We start from the raw sequence: 455 nt of genomic DNA, 5'->3' as shown, positions 1-455 counted from the left end.
CCCTTGAGCTTCTCGGTGCCGGTGACGATGGCGGTGTTGCCTTCAACCTGGATCTTCGCGCCCATGCGGTGCAGTTCGTACACGTGCATGAAACGGTTTTCGAAGATGGTCTCGATCACGGCACCGGTGCCTTCGGCAATGGCGTTCAAGGAAATGAACTGCGCTTGCATGTCGGTCGGGAACGCCGGGTACGGAGCGGTACGCACGTTGACGGCTTTAGGACGCTTGCCGTGCATGTTCAGCTCGATCCAGTCTTCGCCGGTGGTGATTTCGGCACCCGCTTCGCGCAGCTTTTCCAGGACCGCTTCCAGGATTGTCGGATCGGTGTCCTTGACCTTGACGCGGCCACCGGTAACGGCGGCGGCAACCAGGTAGGTACCGGTCTCGATGCGGTCCGGCATCACCTTGTAGGTGGCCGGGTGCAGGCGTTTTACGCCGTCGACGGTGATAGTGTC

1 pseudogene is annotated in these 455 nt (G+C 60.9%); it reads right to left on the bottom strand.

The features are described 5' to 3' along the window. Positions 1–455 (bottom strand): annotated as a pseudogene (locus IM725_RS20070) (UDP-N-acetylglucosamine 1-carboxyvinyltransferase); the annotation flags it as partial.

The sequence above is a fragment of the Ramlibacter aquaticus genome (assembly GCF_015159745.1).
Lineage (GTDB): Bacteria > Pseudomonadota > Gammaproteobacteria > Burkholderiales > Burkholderiaceae_C > Ramlibacter > Ramlibacter aquaticus.
This window is presented reverse-complemented; position numbering and strand designations above follow the sequence as displayed.